Origin of the sequence: Salinigranum halophilum, assembly GCF_007004735.1 — an archaeon.
Classification (GTDB): domain Archaea; phylum Halobacteriota; class Halobacteria; order Halobacteriales; family Haloferacaceae; genus Salinigranum; species Salinigranum halophilum.
In genome coordinates, this window is the sequence record NZ_ML660182.1 from 111,320 (window position 1) to 127,390 (window position 16,071).

Annotated in this window: 13 protein-coding genes; 5 read left to right on the forward strand and 8 right to left on the reverse strand. The window is 66.2% G+C overall.

Going from position 1 to position 16,071, the window contains the following annotated elements; genetic code table 11:
* Positions 1-55: 55 nt before the first annotated feature.
* Together E6N53_RS00575 and E6N53_RS00580 are read left to right on the forward strand one after the other, a co-directional pair.
* Positions 56-1,729, forward strand: coding sequence for an alpha-amylase family protein (locus E6N53_RS00575; RefSeq protein ID WP_142856061.1), 1,674 nt, complete (start codon positions 56-58; stop codon positions 1,727-1,729).
* A 144-nt stretch (positions 1,730-1,873) separates the two neighbouring features.
* Positions 1,874-2,257, forward strand: coding sequence for a DUF7344 domain-containing protein (locus E6N53_RS00580; protein WP_136588527.1), 384 nt, complete (start codon positions 1,874-1,876; stop codon positions 2,255-2,257).
* A gap of 47 nt (positions 2,258-2,304) precedes the next feature.
* On the opposite strand, the gene sufD is transcribed toward E6N53_RS00580, so the two are convergent.
* The 4 genes from sufD to E6N53_RS00600 all read right to left on the reverse strand — a co-directional run bounded on the left by sufD (position 2,305) and on the right by E6N53_RS00600 (position 8,823).
* On the reverse strand, positions 2,305-3,519 hold the full coding sequence (sufD, locus tag E6N53_RS00585; RefSeq protein ID WP_136588528.1) for a Fe-S cluster assembly protein SufD: 1,215 nt from the start codon (positions 3,517-3,519) through the stop codon (positions 2,305-2,307).
* Positions 3,520-4,950, reverse strand: a complete 1,431-nt coding sequence (sufB, locus tag E6N53_RS00590) for a Fe-S cluster assembly protein SufB (RefSeq protein WP_142856063.1) — start codon at positions 4,948-4,950, stop codon at positions 3,520-3,522.
* A gap of 24 nt (positions 4,951-4,974) precedes the next feature.
* A complete protein-coding gene (locus tag E6N53_RS00595) occupies positions 4,975-5,880 on the reverse strand; it encodes an ABC transporter ATP-binding protein (RefSeq protein WP_142856065.1) in 906 nt (301 codons plus the stop codon).
* Positions 5,881-6,096: 216 nt separating this feature from the next.
* Positions 6,097-8,823 (reverse strand): DNA-directed DNA polymerase, encoded by a 2,727-nt coding sequence (locus tag E6N53_RS00600; RefSeq protein WP_142856067.1) that lies wholly within the window; start codon positions 8,821-8,823, stop codon positions 6,097-6,099.
* A 131-nt stretch (positions 8,824-8,954) separates the two neighbouring features.
* Between E6N53_RS00600 and E6N53_RS20885 the strand changes: the two genes are divergently transcribed.
* Positions 8,955-9,122, forward strand: coding sequence for a DUF7331 family protein (locus E6N53_RS20885; RefSeq protein ID WP_201740092.1), 168 nt, complete (start codon positions 8,955-8,957; stop codon positions 9,120-9,122).
* Positions 9,123-9,275: 153 nt separating this feature from the next.
* Positions 9,276-9,698 carry a DUF7346 family protein gene (locus tag E6N53_RS00605; RefSeq protein ID WP_142856069.1) on the forward strand — a complete coding sequence of 141 codons (423 nt, stop codon included), beginning with the start codon at positions 9,276-9,278 and terminating at the stop codon, positions 9,696-9,698.
* Here E6N53_RS00605 and rad50 read toward each other — a convergent pair.
* The 4 genes from rad50 to E6N53_RS00625 form a co-directional block, all read right to left on the reverse strand.
* On the reverse strand, positions 9,695-12,370 hold the full coding sequence (rad50, locus tag E6N53_RS00610; protein ID WP_142856071.1) for a DNA double-strand break repair ATPase Rad50: 2,676 nt from the start codon (positions 12,368-12,370) through the stop codon (positions 9,695-9,697). The two genes, E6N53_RS00605 and rad50, sit on opposite strands and share 4 nt — an antisense overlap.
* Positions 12,367-13,785, reverse strand: a complete 1,419-nt coding sequence (gene mre11, locus E6N53_RS00615; RefSeq protein WP_142856073.1) for a DNA double-strand break repair protein Mre11 — start codon at positions 13,783-13,785, stop codon at positions 12,367-12,369. The genes rad50 and mre11 overlap by 4 nt, the downstream gene beginning before the upstream one ends.
* An 87-nt stretch (positions 13,786-13,872) precedes the next feature.
* The gene (locus E6N53_RS00620; RefSeq protein ID WP_142856075.1) at positions 13,873-14,175 is read right to left on the reverse strand and encodes a DUF7966 family protein; all 303 of its coding nucleotides are present in this window, start codon (positions 14,173-14,175) and stop codon (positions 13,873-13,875) included.
* Positions 14,176-14,263: 88 nt separating this feature from the next.
* Positions 14,264-14,527 (reverse strand): winged helix-turn-helix domain-containing protein, encoded by a 264-nt coding sequence (locus E6N53_RS00625; RefSeq protein ID WP_142856078.1) that lies wholly within the window; start codon positions 14,525-14,527, stop codon positions 14,264-14,266.
* Positions 14,528-14,726: 199 nt separating this feature from the next.
* Here E6N53_RS00625 and pan1 point away from each other — a divergent pair, with 199 nt between their 5' ends.
* Positions 14,727-15,944 (forward strand): proteasome-activating nucleotidase Pan1, encoded by a 1,218-nt coding sequence (gene pan1, locus E6N53_RS00630; RefSeq protein WP_136588537.1) that lies wholly within the window; start codon positions 14,727-14,729, stop codon positions 15,942-15,944.
* Positions 15,945-16,071 lie beyond the last annotated feature (127 nt).

The following is a 16,071-nucleotide window of genomic DNA, read 5'->3' on the forward strand; positions in this document are numbered from 1 at the left end:
CACGCTGGCCGTGTGAATCCACGTGAATTAATTGTGCGCCACCAGTGAGGTCGCTATGGCACGCACACGGCACGGCGACCCCGACTGGTACCGAGACGCCGTCGTCTACTCGCTCGACGTCAAGACGTTCAACGACGCCGACAGGGACGGCTGGGGGGACTTCCAGGGCCTCACAGAGCGCCTCGGCTACCTCGACACCCTGGGCGTCGACTGTCTCTGGTTGCGTCCATTCTTCCCCAGCCCCCTCGAGGACAACGGCTACGACGTCGCCGACTACTACGGCGTCGACTCCCGCGTGGGAACCCTCGGCGACTTCGTCGACTTCGTCGAGGCCGCCCACAGTCGGGGCATCCGCGTCCTCTGCGACATGGTGTTCAACCACACCTCCGACCAGCACCGCTGGTTCCAGCGCGCTCGCGAGGACGCCGGCTCGAAGTACCACGACTACTACCTCTGGACGAGCCACCTCGAGTCGGCGCACAAACGTGGGAACATCTTCCCCGAGTACGAAGACGGCGTCTGGTCGTACGACGACCGCGCGGGCAAACACTACTTCCACCAGTTCTACGGCTTCCAGCCGGACCTGAACGTCTCCAACCCCGCGGTCCAACAGGAGATTCGGAACGTCCTCGAGTTCTGGCTCGACCTCGGCGTCGACGGCTTCCGGATCGACGCCGCCCACCCGATGATGATGCCGAAGGGGCACAACGCGACCACCCTCGACGAGGGCATCGGCTTCTTCCAGCGGATGCGCTCGTGGGTCGACGAGGCGAAATCCGACGCGATACTCATCGCCGAGGCCGACGAGGAACCCGAACATCTCGACCGCTACTTCGGTGAGGGTGAGGGGTTCGACCTCATGTTCAACTTCGTCCTGAACGCCCACCTGACCTACGCCGTGGGTGTCAAGGACACCTGGCCGCTGTACCGCTCGTTCGAGGTGCTCCCCGACGTCTCCGACGTGGGCCAGTGGGCGAACTTCCTGCGGAACCACGACGAGTGGAACCTCCTCAAACTCCCCTGGGACGCGTTCTCGCACGCCCGCGAGTTCTTCGGCGACGACGACGGCGACTCGTGGATATTCGGCCGGGGTCACCGACTCCGCCTCGCCGACCTCTACATCGGCGACCACGACCGCATCGCCTGCGCGCACAGCCTCATGTTCGCGCTGCCGGGCACGCCGGTCGTCCTCTCGGGCGACGAGATCGGGATGGGTGCGGACCTCGACCTCCCCGAGCGCGAGTCGGTCCGCACGCCGATGCAGTGGTCGAACAACGAACACGGCGGCTTCTCCACGGCGAGCGAGGCCGACCTCTACCACCCCGTCATCGACGAGGGACAGTACGGGTATCAAGAGATCAACGTCGCCGACCAGCGTCCCGACCCGGATTCGCTCCTCAACCGCATCAGCCGCCTTATCGACGCCCGGACGCTGTGTACGGAACTCTCGACGGGCGAGTTCTCCATCGTCGACGTCGAGCCGAAGGAGGTGTGGGTCCACCGCATCGACCAGGGCCGGACGGCGCTGTTGACCGCACACAACCTCGCGGCCGAACCACGGACCGTGACCGTCGACTTCGACGCGCCGGCCGATGCGACCACGAGGGTCGTCGGTGGCGGCGATTTCACCATCGAGGACGGCCGCGTGACGTTCGAGATGGATGCCACCGACTACGTGTGGCTCCGTGGCGACACCCGCGGCGAGCGCGTGCCGCTGGGCTCGCCCTGACTGGCGCGTCCCGCTCGACACCGTCGCCAGCGCCCCGAATCGGTCGGAACCGACGACTGTCCCGTCTCCCCGACTATTTTGTGTACCCTCCCAGAAAGCAAAAAACATATTTCGCGTAGCCGCAACCGCCGACACGACCCCCGCATGACAGCGCACGACCCTGCGGACGTCAGCCCCTCACTCGGCCCCGAGTCGCTGACGCGAGCGTTCGCCGTCCTCGCCGACACGCGGCGACGCGCGGCGGTTCGCTACCTCCACCGACACCCGTCGCTCAGCCTCCCCACGCTCGCCGACGGGGTGGCAGAGCGTGAGGCGAACGCCCCGTTACGGGACATCGACCCGGACGAGGTGCGGGAGGTGTACCTCTCGCTGTACCACACGCACGTCCCGGCGCTGGAGGACGCGTCGGTCGTCACGTACGACCAAGAGTGCGACTGGGTGACTCGCCGTGACACCTGCCAGTGCGAACTGGTGTACGCCGTCCTCGAGTCCGCGCCGTCGCCGCCGGACGACGTGCGCTTCGGCTGACCGGGGCGGTTCGACCCGAAAAAAGAACGAACGCGCGGTCGGGAGCGCTACCGCAGGCGGGCCGCGATGGCTTCCTGGAGGTCCTCGCGGAGTTCGTCGACCTCGATCTCCTCGAGGACGGGCACGAAGAAGCCCTCGACGAGCATGTTGCGGGCCTGTCGCTCCGGGATGGTGCGCGACATCATGTAGAACAGGTCCTCCTTGTCGACCTGTCCGACCGTCGCCGAGTGTGACGCCTCGGTGTCGTGGTTGTGGATGATGAGCTTTGGCGAGGCGTCGGCTTCGGAGTCGTCCGAGAGCATCAGCGTGTTCTCGCGCTGGTACGACGAGGTGTCCCACGCGTCGCGGCCGACGTCCTGGACGCCCTCGTACACCGAGCGGGCCTCCTCGTCGAGGACGCCGCGGGTGACGAGGTCGGCCGTCGTATGCTCGCCCTTGTGCCAGACGCGGGCGTTGACGTCGAAGTGCTGGTCGTCGTGACCGAAGAACGCGCCGACGATCTTCGTCTCCGAGGAGTCGCCGTTGAGTTCGGTCTCGATGTCCGAGCGGGTGAGCCGCGAGCCGATGTTCCCCTCGATGAAGTTGACCGAGGAGTACGTGTCGGCGTCGCCGCGCTTCAGCGTGTAGTTGTACGTCTCCTCGTCTAGGTCCTGTAAGGAGCCGTACTGGACGTAGGAGTTCTCGCCGGCGTCGACCTCGACGAGGCCGCTGTAGTAACGCATCCCCTCGCCGTCGTAGGGCTCGGAGGACTGCCGCTCCAGAATCGTCACGGACGCGGACTCCTCGGTGACGACGAGCGTGTGGTTGAACAGCGACCGACCCTCCATCCGGGTCCGGATCTTCACGTCCTCGGCGTCGACGCCTTCGGGGACGTACACGAGCGTCCCCGAGGAGAACAGCGCCACCGAGAGCGCGGTCAGGTAGTCCCGCTCGGGGTCGATGACCGACCCGAAGGAGTCGCGGACGACCTCCTCGTACTCGTCGAGCGCGTCGACGAACGAGAGGACCTCAACGTCCGAATCGGGGACGACGAGGTCGCGCTCTTCGGTCTGTGCGAGCGGGTCGACGAGTTCCTCGAAGTCGAACTGCTCGAGGTTCGTCCACCGGCGGCCGGGCGTCTGGATGACGTCCGGCAGCTCGACGTCGGGGAGCGCCGCCAGAGCGCTCAGGCGTGTCTCGAGGAGCCACTCGGGCTCGCCGCGCTCCTCGGAGAGCTTCCGTACCGTCTCTTCGGAGATGTTGGCTGGCAGTGTCGCGGACATCTATCCGAGGCTTCCCTCCATCTCGAGCTCGACCAGACGGTTCAGCTCGACCGCGTACTCGATGGGCAGCTCCTCCGTGATGGGCTCGATGAAGCCCGAGACGATCATCTGCTTGGCGTCGTCGTCGTCCAGTCCACGGGACTGGAGGTAGAAGACGTCCTCGTCGCCGATCTTGCCGACCGTGGCCTCGTGGGCGACGTCGACGGTCGACTCGTTGATCTCCATGTACGGCATCGTGTCCGACGTGGACTCGTTGTCGAACATCAGCGCGTCACACTCGACTGCCGTCGAGGAGTCGTGTGCGCCGTCCGCGATGTGGACCAGTCCGCGGTAGTTCGTGCGGCCGCCGTCCTTGGAGATAGACTTCGACTCGATGGTCGACTTCGTCTCCGGAGCGTTGTGGTACACCTTCGCGCCCGTGTCGATGTTCTGACCCTTGCCGGCGAACGCGATGGTGATGTGGTTGTCCGACGCACCGCGGCCCTTGAGGATCGAGGCGGGGTACAGCATGGTGGCCTTCGAGCCCATCGAGCCCGAAATCCACTCCATGCGGCCGTTCTTCTCGACGATGGCGCGCTTGGTGTTGAGGTTGTAGGTGTTCTTCGACCAGTTCTGCACCGTCGAGTACTGGACGTGAGCGTCCTCGCCGACGAAGACCTCGACTCCGCCGGAGTGGAGGTTGAACGCCGAGTACTTCGGCGCGCTGCAGCCTTCGATGTAGTGGACCTCGCTGCCCTCCTCGGCGACGATGAGCGTGTGCTCGAACTGGCCCATCCCCTCCGAGTTCATCCGGAAGTACGCCTGGACGGGCATGTCGACCGTCACGTCTTCGGGGACGTAGACGAACGACCCGCCGGACCAGATGGCCCCGTGGAGCGCGGCGAACTTGTTGTCCGATGGGGGCACGCACTTCGTCATGAAGTACTCGCGGACGATGTCCTCGTGCTCCTGGACGGCCTTGTCCATGTTGCAGAAGACGACCCCCTTCTCCTCCCAGCGTTCCTGCATGTTCTGGTAGACGACCTCGGACTCGTACTGGGCACCCACGCCGGAGAGGGCGTTCTTCTCGGCTTCCGGGATACCCAGCTTGTCGAAGGTGTCCTTGATGTCGTCGGGGAGGTCGGTCCAGTCGTCGACGCCGCCACGGACTTCGACGTCGGGCCGGATGTACGGGACGATCTGGTCGACGTCGACCTCCGAGAGGTCCGGCTGGCCGGGCCAGTCGGTCGGCATCGGCATCTTCTGGAACTGCTTCAGCGCGCGAAGGCGACGCTCCAGCATCCACTCGGGCTCGTCTTTGTCCTCGGAGATGACGCGAATCGTCTCCTCGGTGAGACCCTTTTCGGCCTGGAAGGACGACTTCTGGTCCTTCTTGAACTCGAAGCGGGCTTCGGTGTCTGTCTCTTTGAGGTGGTCTTGTTCGGAACTCATGATGTGTGTGTGATGTGTGTCCGCTTACGCTGCCTCGTACACTTCCTCGCGAACCCAGTCGTAGCCACGGTCTTCGAGCTCTTCGGCGAGGGAGGCGTCGCCGCTCTTGACGACGCGACCGTCGAGCATGATGTGGACGTGGTCGGGTTCGACGTAGTCGAGGATACGCTGGTAGTGGGTGATCTGGAGGATGCCCGTCCCCTGCTCGTCACGGAGCGCGTTGATGCCCTTCGAGACGTCCTGCAGGCGGTCGATGTCCAGTCCGGAGTCGATTTCGTCGAGAACGGCGATCGAGGGCTCGAGGATGGCCGCCTGCAGCACCTCGTTCTGCTTCTTCTCGCCGCCGGAGAAGCCGGCGTTGAGGTACCGCTGGGCGAACTTCGAGTCCATGTCGAGCAGTTCCATCTTCTCCTTGAGGAGCTGCTGGAACTCCGCGACACCGATCTCGCCGTCGTCGGCCGGCCCCTCCATCGGCGAGGTGTCGTAGCCGGCTTCTTCTTCCTCTTCGTCCTCGCCCTCGTCGCCCTCGAAGAGCTCCTCTCGCTCTTCGAGCTTGGCGTTGAGCGCCTGCCGGAGGAAGTTCGTCATCGTGACGCCCTCGATCTCCGCGGGGTACTGGAAGCCGAGGAAGATACCGAGCGCGGCGCGCTCGTTCGGCTCCAGTTCGAGAAGGTCCCACGTCTTCATGTCTTCGGGGATCTCCTCGCCGAACTCGTCGTCGTCGAGGTGGAGCAGGATCTCGCCGTCGGTCACCTCGTAGGCGGGGTGGCCAGCGATGACCTTCGCGGTCGTCGATTTACCCGACCCGTTCGGGCCCATCAGTGCGTGAATCTCGCCGGAGCGTACTTCCAGGTCGACGCCGCGGAGGATCGTTTCGCCGTCTTCTTCCGCGACCTCGGCGTGGAGGTCCTTGATTTCGAGTGTCGCCATTGTTACTGGTGTTCCTCTTTCGGAAGTGGGGGAGTTGGCTCCATAATGCTTACGGATTTACTATCCTCGGCTTCGTAGTGGAGAAATATATTTTGGGAATCCCGAAACACCGCGGGTGAGTCGACAACTGTCCGGGTTTCGGCCGCCCGAAGTCACGGGTGGACCGTGTGGGGGGCGTTCGTGGTCGATTCGGCGATTCGGGCGGCCGTCAGTCGCTTACACGAACGAGCCGAGGCCGGTCTGTTCCTGGCCGCTTTTGACTTCGTCCCAGGTCATCCCGAGCGCCTCGATGACACGAGCGATGGGCCCTTTCAGCGTCTTGTCGAGCATCTTGTCCCAGTCGACGGCGAACGCTTCGGGGACCTGGTCGGCGTACTCGAAGCAGATGACGTCGGGGTCGCGCTTGAACTCCATGTAGAGCGGGTCTTCGGTGATGTCGGGCCGTTCCGACTCGATACGCTGCCAGAAGTCGGGGTGGACCTTCTCGAGGTAGACGTGTTTGGGCTTCGAGCCGCGACCGAAGTTCGTCCCCAAGAGGAGGTTCGCGTACCGCGCCCCCCGGACGTGCGCAGAGGCGTTCTCGTACGTCGACAGGCGCTTGCCGATACCGCCGGGGACGCCGATGTCGTCGAGCGAGAGGTGCCCGTCCGCGAACTCCTCGATGATGTCGTGGAGGTACGTCTTGATGTCGTCCGTGGCCTCGCCGGTGACGATCATCTCGATGACTTTCTGCTGGACCTCCTTTGTCACGGGCGCGATGTCCGAGCGCTTGTACTCGAACCCCGTGATGTCGATGTCGTCGACGTCCTTCCCTTCTTTCCAGACGATGTGGCCGGCGTAGCGCTTCTTCCGCCCGGCCTGGAAGAACCGCCGATACAGTTTCTCGAACTCGATCTGGAAGCGGTGTTCCTCCGCACCCAACTCCTCGAGTGCGAAGTCGTCGTACGCGGCGTTGATGTTCTCCTCTAACTCGAACGACTGCTCGATGGCCTCCTCCTTCGAGACGTCGGGCCCGAGTTCGAGCATGACGGAGTCGGTGTCTCCATACGCGACTTGGTAGTTCAGTCCGCTTGCCACCTCTTCGGTGAACTGGATGACCTCTCTCCCTGTCGCCGTGATGGCCGCACCCATCTCCTTGTCGTAGAGGCGGAACCGGTCCCACCCCAGCACGCCGTACAGCGAGTTCATGATGACCTTCACCGCCGCCTGCTGGCGGTCGAACTGCTCGTACGCCTCGGAGTCGGCGGGGTGGTCGTTCCGCAGCGCCTTCTTCTGCTCGCGCTCGTCGAGCAGTTCGTCGACCATCTCCCGGATGATGCCGTCCGGTTCCCTCCTGAAGTGGGTCCCGTTGGGCGCGCGATAGGTGTTCGCCTCGAACGCCTCTTCGGAGTCGTAGTCGGCCGGCGTGACCTTCGTCTCCGGCGAGGCGTTGATGGTCACCATACACATCGGGTACAGCGACTTCAGGTCGAGGACGGTGACGTTCTCCTTGACGCCGACGATGGGTTCGAACACCGCGCCGCCCTCGTACTCCTCGCTCTCGACCGTGCCCTTCGAGGGGAGGGCGAACTCACCGTGGACCTTGTGCAGGACGTAGATGTCGACGGTGTCGCCGGGAGTGGGCGCGTCCTCGAGTTTACAGCCGACGAACGACCGCACCTCGTCCCAGAAGGCGATTACCTCCTGCTTTCGGTCGATTTCGACGCACAGTTCCACGTCGCGGAGGTTGTACTCCAGGAGGCGCTCGGGGTCGTCCTCCCAGAGGTCGCCGATGTCTCCGGAGTACCGCTCTTTTCCCACGTCGAGTTCGAGTTCACCGACGGCGTCGAGTCGGTACGATTCGAGTTCGGTGAACTGCGTCCGCTTGTACGCGTAGAGGAGGTCGAACACCACGCGCCCCTTCACGTCGGGGCCACCCCACCCGCCGCGCCACACCTCGTTCACGCGGGAGAGGCGCTCGACGGCGAGGTCCGCCTCGCAGGAGGGGTTCAGCACGTCGAGGCGGTCCAACAGATAGGGCGCGTCGAAGTCCTCGAAGTTCCAGCCGGTCAGGACGTCGGGGTCGGTCTCTTCGAGATGCGAGAGGAACGCGTCGAGCATGGCCGCCTCGTCGTCGAACGACCGGACCCGGACGTTCGTCTCCTCCTGGAGCGGTTCGTATCCTGGCAGGGAGTCGACCGACTCGCCGTTCCCCTCGGGGGCGACGGCGTGCCAGACGACGTACTCGTCGTCGTACGAGTCGTGGCTGGTGAGACAGACGATGGGCTCTTCGCCGTCTTCGGGGAAGCCGTTGCGGTCGTCGACCTCGATGTCGAAGGTGTTCACGCGGAGGTCGGCGTCGACGTCCGTCCCGTGAACCTCCTCGTGTGGGATCTGAATCGTCCCCGACTCCAGGCGTCGTTCGGGCACCCGGACCCCGTTGCCGACGTCCTTGTCGATGAGCAGGCGGTTGGGGAAGAGGATGTCCGCCTCGTAGTGGTCGAACTCGTCTCGAATCTGGCCGACGTCGCGCGGCGTCCGGGTACAGATTTTGGTCAGCGCCTCGCCCCGGATGCTCTCGAACCCCTCCTCGGTGCGGGTGATGACGTCGCGGTCGAGGTCCGCGTCGGAGAGCGTCTCCGTCGGCGCGTAGAAGTACGGCTCGAAGCCGAGGACGCGGACGTGTTCGGCCGTGTTATCGGGGGTGCGTCCGAACACGTGGAGGACGGGGTACTCCTCGCGCCCCTGCCCCTCGATGGTGTAGTCCACCTGCGTGATCATCAGTTCGACGACGCCGTCGGCGTCTGGATACCCCGCGTGGTCGTCCGCGACCACCTCCGTCACCTGCGGCCCGCCGTTTCCGGCGATGGCCTCGGCAATCGCTGCCTCGTCTACCGACTCGCCCCCACCCTCGTCGGGGTCGTCGGCCGGCGAAGAGAAGTCCGCGAGTCCCGTCTGCGTCATGGCCATCTCTTCTGCGCTGTGGCGTAAAAACCCCGTCTTTCTCGCGGTCCGGTTCGGCACGACCGCTGTTTGAGACAATTTCCGTCACGAAAGAAAGACCTATGGTATGCTACGTCATACCGTGTCGATACATGTCCGACTCCACTCGAGCCGACGGACGGGATCGCGCTTCTGATTACGACCCCGCAGTCGACGTCGAGACATACGAGGTCGACGGTGGCGTCGTCTTCTTCGACGCCGAGAACCCGCTCGCGTGGGTGGAGGCGGCGACGACGGTGCGGCTCACCGACGTGGCCTGACGCCGTTCGCTGTCGGTGACGGCCCGTGCGACCGATACCGACCGGGTGGGCTCGGCTCCGTACCGAATCTCCCTCTCGTGGCGGGAGCACCCACCGGTTGTGCCGACGCCGGCGAGCGGAACGGCTAAACGCGACGCCGGGCTCTCCTCTCTCATGCGAACGGTGCGCGACACAGATGGGGCGCGATATCTCCTCGTGAAGCGGTCGAGTGATGCGACGCTCGTTCGCGACCCCGAGACCGGAGCCGAGCAGTACCTCCCGAACGACGAACTCACCGAGGCGGAGGGCGTGTCCGCCCTCACCGTCGCGGCGAGTGGCGTCCCCGAGTCGGTTCGACGGGTCGTCACCGCTGCCCACACCGAGGACGCACTCGGCCTGCTCGTCGAGCTGGTCGACCGTGGCCCCCTCCCGGTGCGGGACCTCCTCTCGGCGTACGACCTCTGTGAGTCCGACCTGCACGGGCTGCTCGCGGAGTTCCGTGCGGCCGGCCTCATCCGCGAGCGGGACGCGGCCGGCGAACGGGGGTACGAAGCCACCGAGACGACTCGTGAGGCCGTCGCCGCGCTCCGCGGCTAGTCCTGCGCGACCGCCGCGAGGGTCGGGTCCTCGACGCGCTCGACCGTCGAGCGGTTAGTCGTGGGGTCTTTCTCGACCCGGACGAGGTCGTCGGCGGCACCGACGAGTTCGTCGTCGTGGCTCACGATGACGATCTGACGGACGCCGAGCGAGCGCATCTCGTCGACGAGGTCGACCAGCCGTGACACGTGTCCCGAGTCGAGGAACACCGTCGGCTCGTCGAGGATGAGCGGCGGCATCGGTGCGGCCCCGTCGATTCCCTCTGCGAGCAGTCGGTAGATGGCACATCGCAGCGAGAGGTTGAACAGGGCGCGCTCGCCGCCCGAGAGCTGGTCCGGGGCGAGCGCCGTCCCGTCCTTCTGGAACACGGTGAGTTCGTACTCGCCGTCGAGCCGGATGTGCGAGTACGCGTCGTTCCCGTAGACGAGGTCGAACGTCTCGTTCAGCATCCGCCCGAGCGTCTCGACGTTCTGCTGTCGGAGCTCCGCGCGGAGGTCGCCGTACATCGCCTCCAGCGACTCGGTCTCGTCGTGGAGCGACGCCAGCGCACCGACCTCCGTCTCGAGTGCGTCGCGTCTCTCTCGGAGGCGTTCGAGCTGCTCGATGTCGCCCTCGACACTCCCGATACGGCTCTGGACGTCGTCACGCTCCGTTCGTAACTCCTCGAGCGCGTCGTCGACCTGTTCGAGGTAGTTCTGGGCGCGCGCTCTGTCTGCACGCGCGCTTTCGACCCGCTCTTCGTCGACGGCGTCGGCCAGTTCGCGCCGTCGCTCGCGCTTCTCGGTCAGCCGCTCGTTCCGCTCGGCGTTCAGGTCGGCGAGTCGCTCACGCCGCTCGCGGAGCTGTTCCACGGCGTCCTCGGCATCGGCACGTGCGTCGAGTCGCTCGCCGAGCGCGGCCAGTCCGTCGAGACGTCGTTCGAGCGCCTCGATCTCCTCGTTCGCCGTCGACACCTCCTCACGGACCGTCGACGCCCGCTCCGCCTGCGTCTCCGCGGCCTCGCGGGCCGACTCGACCTGCTCGTCGAGTTCGTCCGCCTCCGCTCTGAGCCGGTCGGCGCGATCATGTGTCTCCTCGACACTCTCGGCGCGGTCCTCGACTAGCTGGGTGAGCGACGCGAGTCGGTCCTCGATGGACTCGACGCGGTTCTCGCGCTCGACGAGCGTCTCCGCGTCGTCGATGGCGGCCTCGCACTCGTCGCGCTCGTCCTCGAGTTCGGTCAGTTCGCGTTCGAGTTCCGCGACCGTCTCACGGTCGTCTGCCAGCCGCTCGACGTGCGGCGAGCCCTCGACGGGTTGCCCGCACTCGGGACACTTCCCCTCCTCGCGGAGGCGCTCGGCCTCCTCGACGCGGCGTCGGGCCGCCTCGAGCGCCCCGGCCACCTCGCCGTGACGGTCCCGAACCGCGTCGAGGCGTTCCCGGAGCGCCTCCAGGTGGTCGGCGGCCTCGCCGAACTCGACGGGGGCCTCCTCGAATCCCGCCCGGAGGTCCTCGGCCTCCGCTTCGAGTTCCTCGACGCGCTCGCGTCGGTCTTCGAGGTCCTCCATCGCCGACTCGGCCTTCGCTTCGAGCTCCGACGCCTGCTCGCGCTTCTCGGCGGCGCGTGACGAGAGGTCCTCGGCTTTCGTCCGGAGGTTCTCCGCCTGTGTCTCCAGCGCCTTCGCGCTGGTCCGCTCGTCCGCAGCCGCCTCTCGTTTCTCCTCGACGCGCGCGGAGAGCGTCTCCGCTCTGTCTGCGACCGCTTCGGCCGTCGCCTCGTCGAGGTCTGTCTCGGCCAAGCGTGTCTGTATCTCCTCGTCGAGTGTTTCGACCCGGTCCCGCTCGTCGCCGAGCTTCCGCCTGAGTTCGTCACGCTCGGTCTCGGTCTCGCGCACCTTCGACTCGAGTGCCTCGATTTCGGTGTCGAGCCGCTGCAGTTCCTCACGGGTCTCTTCGTACTCTTCGAGGACGGCTCTCGCCCCGTCGAGCGTCTCCCGCGCGCGCTCGCGCTGGTCCTCGTACCGTTCGAGCTTCGCGTCGAGTTCCTCCCGCTCGGTCGTGAGCGCGTTCAGTGTCTCGTGGAGGTCGCGCGACTCGTACTCCTCGATGGTGGTCTCGAGTTGGTCGAGCGCGCCGCGCTTCTCGCTCCGGACGTCCTCGACGCCGAGGCGCGCCTGCCCGGCCCGCTCGCGGTACTCCTCGAGCGTCCCGAGCTGGAGGAGGTCGTCGAGCATCGTCTGTCGCTCCTTCGGGGTGGCGTTGATGAGCTTGTTCACCTCCCCCTGCCGGACGTACGCGCAGTTGACGAACGCCTCGGCGTCCATGCGGAGCATCCGGGTGACGCGGTCGCGCACGTCGCGTGCCCCGTCGTACGTCGCGTCGGGTCCCTCCAGCGTGCAGTCGGCGGTCTGGATTCGCTCGCCCGACCGGCGGAGCCGTCGGTGGACGTGGTAGGCGGTGTCGTCGTGGGTGAACCACAGGTCGATTTCGGCCTCGTCCTCGCCGGTCGTCACGAGGTCGTCGAGCGTCTCGTCGAGCGCCCGCGCCCCGTAGAGCGCGAAGAAACACGCGTCGAGCAGCGAGGACTTCCCGCTCCCGTTCAACCCGTGAATGACGGTCACGCCGTCGTCGAGGTCGAGGTCGGCGTCGGCGTACGGCTTGAAGTTCGCCAGTCGGACGCGGTCGAACCTCACAGGTAGTCCTCCATCGAGACCTGCCCGTCACCGTTCGCGCCGGCGGACTCCGCTCGACTCGGCTTCTCGTCCGTCCCGTTATCTGCTTCGTCCTCAGCGCCGTCCGACGTTTCGGCCGTCTCGGGCGTCTCGGCTGTCTCAGCCCCGTCAGTCGGTTCCGTCGGGCCCGCCGGGTCCGCCGGGTCCTCCGGCTCCGCCGTCACCGTCTCGTCACGCTCGTGTTCGTCTCCGTCGCCGGTCGCGCGCGTCGTCGTCGCCCTGTCGCGCTCGCCTCCGGCTCCGTCCACCGCGTCGCCGTCGGCGGGCTCGAACCTCGAGACGCCCTCGTCGAGTCGCGCTCTGACCCGTCGCTTGACCGTCTCGCGGACGTTCGCGTCCGCGACTTCTCCCCTGACCGCGTCGTCGACGTCGAGCGCCGCCGGTGAGAGCCCGAGGTCACCCACCCGCTCGCGCACGGCGGCGTCGGGGTCGGCGAAGTCGACAGCCGTCTCCGACTCACCCGGGGATTCGAACTCCCGGCGGTCGGTGACGCGCGCGACGAGTGCGCCGTTCTCGGTCGCCAGCGTCTCGATGCTCGCCGGGGTGACCGGGTCGCCCTCGCCGGTGACCTCGACGACCACGACGGCGTCCTCCACGTCGTACTGGCGGACCTGCTCGCGGACCCGCTCTCCGCCCTCCCCCTCGGCGAGGGTGACCTCGACGAAGACGAACGGCCGCGTCTCGACCGCGCGTCGGCGGATGTCCACCGTCCCGTCCTCGAAGGAGACGAGGTTGTAGCCGCGGCCATCACGTTCTGCGGCCGAGACGCGCTCCGTCGACCCGCAGTAGGTCACCGGCGTGTCGGCGACGCGTTCGGTCCCCGGGGCGTGGTTGTCGCCCAGGAGGACGGCGTCGAAGTCGACCGTCGCCTCGTCCAACACGGTCTCGGTCTCCCAGTCGGCGTGGGCGAAGGGTGTGAAGAGGCCGTGCGCGACGAGTGCCGCGAAGTCGGCGTCGTGTGGCTCGAAGGCGTAGTCGAGGGCTGCGCGTTTCGACGTGGGCACGTGGTCCAGCCCGTAGAACGCGACGTCGTCGACGACGACGGGTGCCGAACCGAGGCGCGTGGCGAGTCCCAACTGCTCGAAGAGGTCGAGCCACTGGCCGCCCCGGGTCGACTCGTGGTTCCCAACGACCGCGAGGAACGGCACCCCAGCGCTCGCGAGCCGTCGGAGGGCCGAAATCGTTCCGAGGAGGTCGGGCAGCGCCGGCCGTCGGTCGTGGAAGAGGTCGCCGGCGTGGACGACGGCGCTCACCCCGTCCTCGATGGCGTCGTCGACGACGCGCTCGAAGGCGTCGAGGAAGTCCTGCCGACGCGTCGGCGAGTGATACTGCTGGTACCCGAGGTGCGTGTCGCCTGTGTGGATGACTCGGGTCATCTGTCACCTCGTCTCATCTGCACCCACGTTTGCCACGGCCGCCTAAAACCGTTCCGCGAGCGGGGTGGAAGTGGAACGCTCGCGGGCTCACTCGTCGGACCACGACCCCTCTCTCCCGGCGGCTTCGCCCGCGAGCGCCGCCGTCAACTCCCGGAGCGTCTCCAGCGTCTCCCGCCCACGGTCGACGGCCTCCCAGTCGTCGTCGCGGACGGCGCGGACGACCGCCTCGGCCAGCCGACGCTCGCCGTCGTCCGCGAGGAACCGGGCGGCCGTCCCGACGGAGTCGAGCGAGGCCGTCGCCTCGTCGATGACCTGCTCGGCGGACTCCTGCGGTCCCGCCACGAACGCGGACAGTGCGTCCTTCGTCTCCCGAGTCGACTGGGTGTCCATGCACCGCGATGGCTGCGGCTTCGTATTTGAACGCCGGGGGGACCTCACCCTCGACGTGCGAGCCCTGCGCCCCGCCGGTGTTCGAGGCTCAGACGGTCAGCCGGTAGAGGCGCTTGCGCGCGTCGGAGAAGGAAAAGCGGGACTCGACGACGCCCTCGTCCTCGAGTCGCGTCAGCGCGTACCGGACGGTTCGCGCCGGGAGGAGCGTCTCCTCGGCGATCTGCGACTGGGAGAGGGTGTCCTCGTAGTCGAGAATCTTCGCGACCAGCTTCGCACTCGGTGGGAGGTCTCGAACTGCTGCCCAGCGGTCCGCGTCTGCGCCCTGCTTCGTGACGGCCTTCGACGTACTCATGCGTATCTACTCGTAGTGGGATACAGAGTGATAATATTTGTTAATCTGTTTTATGACCAAGAATAATATTACGTGGCGGGACGGATTGGGCGATTCCCCCCGAGCAGACGCGCGCGATACCGGTCGTATCGGCCGTCTGCCGGGTTAGCACATGTATCCGACCCGAAGCCTCTTAACGCCTTGCGCCTTATGCCGTGTGATGACCGATACGGTCGACGACGTCGACCTCCCGTACGACGAGGAGGCTGCGTCGCAGCAGGAGATGATCGAGGCGCTCGAAGAACGCCTCGAAGTTCTTGAACGGCAGAACGAGGAGATGCGGGACAAGCTCCTCGACGCGAACGCGGAGAACAACAAGTACCAGCAGAAGCTCGAGCGACTCACGCACGAGAACAAGAAGCTGAAGCAGTCCCCGCTCTTCGTCGCCACCGTTCAGGAGATCAACGACGACGGTGTCGTGATCAAACAGCACGGGAACAACCAGGAGGCGCTGACGGAGGTCACCGAGGAGATGCGGGAGGAGCTCGAACCCGACGCCCGCGTCGCCGTCAACAACTCGCTGTCTATCGTCAAGCGGCTCGACAACGAGACGGACGTTCGCGCCCGCGTGATGCAGGTCGAACACAGCCCGGACGTCACCTACGAGGACATCGGCGGCCTCGACTCCCAGCTCCAGGAGGTCCGCGAGACCGTCGAGATGCCCCTCGAACGTCCCGAGATGTTCCGGGAAGTGGGCATCGACCCGCCCTCGGGCGTCCTCCTCTACGGTCCGCCGGGGACGGGGAAGACGATGCTCGCGAAGGCCGTCGCCAACCAGACCGACGCGACGTTCATCAAGATGGCCGGCTCCGAACTCGTCCACAAGTTCATCGGCGAGGGGGCCAAACTGGTGCGCGACCTCTTCGAGGTCGCCCGCGAGAACGAGCCCGCCGTCCTCTTCATCGACGAGATCGACGCCATCGCCTCGAAGCGCACCGATTCGAAGACGTCGGGTGACGCCGAGGTCCAGCGGACGATGATGCAGCTTCTGTCCGAAATGGACGGCTTCGACGAGCGCGGCGAAATCAGGATCATCGCCGCCACCAACCGCTTCGACATGCTCGACTCCGCGATACTGCGTCCGGGCCGGTTCGACCGCCTCATCGAGGTGCCGAAACCCGACGTCGAGGGTCGTGAGCTCATCTTCCAGATCCACACCCGCAACATGAACGTCTCCGACGACGTCGACTTCGCGAAACTCGCCGAACTCTCGGAGAACGCCTCCGGGGCGGACATCAAGGCCGTCTGCACCGAGGCCGGTATGTTCGCTATCCGTGACGACCGCACGGAAATCTACATGGAGGACCTCATCGGTGCCTGGGAGAAGGTCCAGGCCGAAGCCGACGAGGACGGCGACGTCTCCCGCGCGTTCGCGTAACTCGATCTTTCCGTTTTGCTCGGGGACGGCGAAGCCGTCTCTGCATCCCGAAACACCCGATTTTCGGAGGCCTCGGGTGCGCTTCGCTCGCGCACCACTCGTCGTAAAACGCTCGCTCCGTGAGCGG

Coding starts and splice junctions, on each gene's coding strand:
- sufD (WP_136588528.1), bottom strand. CDS start 3,519: ATGTCCGCGACACTGCCAGCCAACATCTCCGAAGAGACGGTACGGAAG.
- E6N53_RS00575 (WP_142856061.1), top strand. CDS start 56: ATGGCACGCACACGGCACGGCGACCCCGACTGGTACCGAGACGCCGTC.
- E6N53_RS00600 (WP_142856067.1), bottom strand. CDS start 8,823: ATGACGCAGACGGGACTCGCGGACTTCTCTTCGCCGGCCGACGACCCC.
- E6N53_RS00580 (WP_136588527.1), top strand. CDS start 1,874: ATGACAGCGCACGACCCTGCGGACGTCAGCCCCTCACTCGGCCCCGAG.
- E6N53_RS00605 (WP_142856069.1), top strand. CDS start 9,276: ATGCGAACGGTGCGCGACACAGATGGGGCGCGATATCTCCTCGTGAAG.
- E6N53_RS00625 (WP_142856078.1), bottom strand. CDS start 14,527: ATGAGTACGTCGAAGGCCGTCACGAAGCAGGGCGCAGACGCGGACCGC.
- E6N53_RS20885 (WP_201740092.1), top strand. CDS start 8,955: ATGTCCGACTCCACTCGAGCCGACGGACGGGATCGCGCTTCTGATTAC.
- sufB (WP_142856063.1), bottom strand. CDS start 4,950: ATGAGTTCCGAACAAGACCACCTCAAAGAGACAGACACCGAAGCCCGC.
- E6N53_RS00620 (WP_142856075.1), bottom strand. CDS start 14,175: ATGGACACCCAGTCGACTCGGGAGACGAAGGACGCACTGTCCGCGTTC.
- mre11 (WP_142856073.1), bottom strand. CDS start 13,785: ATGACCCGAGTCATCCACACAGGCGACACGCACCTCGGGTACCAGCAG.
- E6N53_RS00595 (WP_142856065.1), bottom strand. CDS start 5,880: ATGGCGACACTCGAAATCAAGGACCTCCACGCCGAGGTCGCGGAAGAA.
- pan1 (WP_136588537.1), top strand. CDS start 14,727: ATGACCGATACGGTCGACGACGTCGACCTCCCGTACGACGAGGAGGCT.